The organism is Vibrio sp. VPAP30 (assembly GCF_001188205.1).
GTDB lineage: Bacteria > Pseudomonadota > Gammaproteobacteria > Enterobacterales > Vibrionaceae > Vibrio > Vibrio bivalvicida.
Genome location: NZ_LBLS01000032.1, coordinates 1 through 2,964, shown reverse-complemented (window position 1 = coordinate 2,964; position 2,964 = coordinate 1). Strand labels below are relative to the sequence as shown.

Genomic DNA, 2,964 nt, shown 5'->3' with positions numbered 1-2,964 from the left:
GCGAAACTCTTTGGGGTTGTATGGTTAAGTGACTAAGCGTACACGGTGGATGCCTTGGCAGTCAGAGGCGATGAAAGACGTAGTAACTTGCGATAAGCCCAGATTAGGTAGTAACAACCATTTGAGTCTGGGATTTCTGAATGGGGAAACCCATCTGCATAAGCAGATACTGTTAACTGAATACATAGGTTAACAGGGCGAACTCGGGGAACTGAAACATCTAAGTACCCGAAGGAAAAGAAATCAACCGAGATTCCGAAAGTAGCGGCGAGCGAAATTGGACTAGCCCTTAAGCTTTTAATGAGACAGGTGAATGAGCTGGAAAGCTCAGCGATACAGGGTGATAGCCCCGTAACCGACATCTCATCATCAGTGAAATCGAGTAGGGCGGGACACGTGATATCCTGTCTGAATATGGGGGGACCATCCTCCAAGGCTAAATACTACTGACTGACCGATAGTGAACCAGTACCGTGAGGGAAAGGCGAAAAGAACCCCTGTGAGGGGAGTGAAATAGAACCTGAAACCGTGTACGTACAAGCAGTAGGAGCACCTTCGTGGTGTGACTGCGTACCTTTTGTATAATGGGTCAGCGACTTATATTCAGTAGCAAGGTTAACCATCTAGGGGAGCCGTAGAGAAATCGAGTCTTAACTGGGCGTCGAGTTGCTGGATATAGACCCGAAACCAGGTGATCTAGCCATGGGCAGGTTGAAGGTTGAGTAACATCAACTGGAGGACCGAACCGACTAATGTTGAAAAATTAGCGGATGACTTGTGGCTAGGGGTGAAAGGCCAATCAAACCTGGAGATAGCTGGTTCTCCCCGAAATCTATTTAGGTAGAGCCTCGGACGAATACTACTGGGGGTAGAGCACTGTTAAGGCTAGGGGGTCATCCCGACTTACCAACCCTTTGCAAACTCCGAATACCAGTAAGTACTATCCGGGAGACACACGGCGGGTGCTAACGTCCGTCGTGGAGAGGGAAACAACCCAGACCGCCAGCTAAGGTCCCAAATTATAGCTAAGTGGGAAACGATGTGGGAAGGCTTAGACAGCTAGGATGTTGGCTTAGAAGCAGCCATCATTTAAAGAAAGCGTAATAGCTCACTAGTCGAGTCGGCCTGCGCGGAAGATGTAACGGGGCTAAGCTATAAACCGAAGCTGCGGCAATGCGATTTATCGTATTGGGTAGGGGAGCGTTCTGTAAGCCGTTGAAGGTGTGTTGTAAAGCATGCTGGAGGTATCAGAAGTGCGAATGCTGACATGAGTAACGATAATGGGGGTGAAAAACCTCCACGCCGGAAGACCAAGGGTTCCTGTCCAACGTTAATCGGGGCAGGGTAAGTCGACCCCTAAGGCGAGGCCGAAAGGCGTAGTCGATGGGAAACGGGTTAATATTCCCGTACTTCTTACAATTGCGATGGGGGGACGGAGAAGGCTAGGTGGGCCTGGCGACGGTTGTCCAGGTTCAAGTGCGTAGGCTTGAGAGTTAGGTAAATCCGGCTCTCTTCAAGGCTGAGACACGATGTCGAGCTACTACGGTAGTGAAGTCATTGATGCCATGCTTCCAGGAAAAGCCTCTAAGCTTCAGATTGTAAGAAATCGTACCCCAAACCGACACAGGTGGTCGGGTAGAGAATACCAAGGCGCTTGAGAGAACTCGGGTGAAGGAACTAGGCAAAATGGTACCGTAACTTCGGGAGAAGGTACGCTCCTGGCGGTGAAGTCCCTTGCGGATGGAGCTATTGGGAGTCGCAGATACCAGGTGGCTGCAACTGTTTATTAAAAACACAGCACTGTGCAAAATCGTAAGATGACGTATACGGTGTGACGCCTGCCCGGTGCCGGAAGGTTAATTGATGGGGTTAGCGCTTGCGCGAAGCTCTTGATCGAAGCCCCGGTAAACGGCGGCCGTAACTATAACGGTCCTAAGGTAGCGAAATTCCTTGTCGGGTAAGTTCCGACCTGCACGAATGGCGTAATGATGGCCACGCTGTCTCCACCCGAGACTCAGTGAAATTGAAATCGCTGTGAAGATGCAGTGTACCCGCGGCTAGACGGAAAGACCCCGTGAACCTTTACTACAGCTTGGCACTGAACATTGACCCTACATGTGTAGGATAGGTGGGAGGCTTTGAAACCGGTACGCCAGTATCGGCGGAGCCGTCCTTGAAATACCACCCTTGTAGTGTTGATGTTCTAACTTAGACCCGTTATCCGGGTTGAGGACAGTGCCTGGTGGGTAGTTTGACTGGGGCGGTCTCCTCCCAAAGAGTAACGGAGGAGCACGAAGGTGGGCTAAACACGGTTGGACATCGTGTGGTTAGTGCAATGGCATAAGCCCGCTTGACTGCGAGAATGACAATTCGAGCAGGTGCGAAAGCAGGTCATAGTGATCCGGTGGTTCTGTATGGAAGGGCCATCGCTCAACGGATAAAAGGTACTCCGGGGATAACAGGCTGATACCGCCCAAGAGTTCATATCGACGGCGGTGTTTGGCACCTCGATGTCGGCTCATCACATCCTGGGGCTGAAGTCGGTCCCAAGGGTATGGCTGTTCGCCATTTAAAGTGGTACGCGAGCTGGGTTTAGAACGTCGTGAGACAGTTCGGTCCCTATCTGCCGTGGGCGTTGGAAGATTGAAGGGGGCTGCTCCTAGTACGAGAGGACCGGAGTGGACGAACCTCTGGTGTTCGGGTTGTGTCGCCAGACGCATTGCCCGGTAGCTAAGTTCGGAATCGATAACCGCTGAAAGCATCTAAGCGGGAAGCGAGCCCTGAGATGAGTCTTCCCTGACCCCTTGAGGGTCCTAAAGGGTTGTTCGAGACTAGAACGTTGATAGGCAGGGTGTGTAAGCGTTGTGAGGCGTTGAGCTAACCTGTACTAATTGCCCGTGAGGCTTAACCATACAACACCCAAAGGGTTTTGATGGACTCAAAGCAAGAACAGATTGAATGTGT

The 2,964-nt window shown here is 51.2% G+C and carries 1 rRNA gene; it reads left to right on the top strand.

Annotated elements, in window-relative coordinates:
• The first annotated feature begins 22 nt into the window (after positions 1-22).
• Positions 23-2,912: ribosomal RNA gene (locus ZX61_RS14100) — 23S ribosomal RNA — on the top strand.
• Positions 2,913-2,964 lie beyond the last annotated feature (52 nt).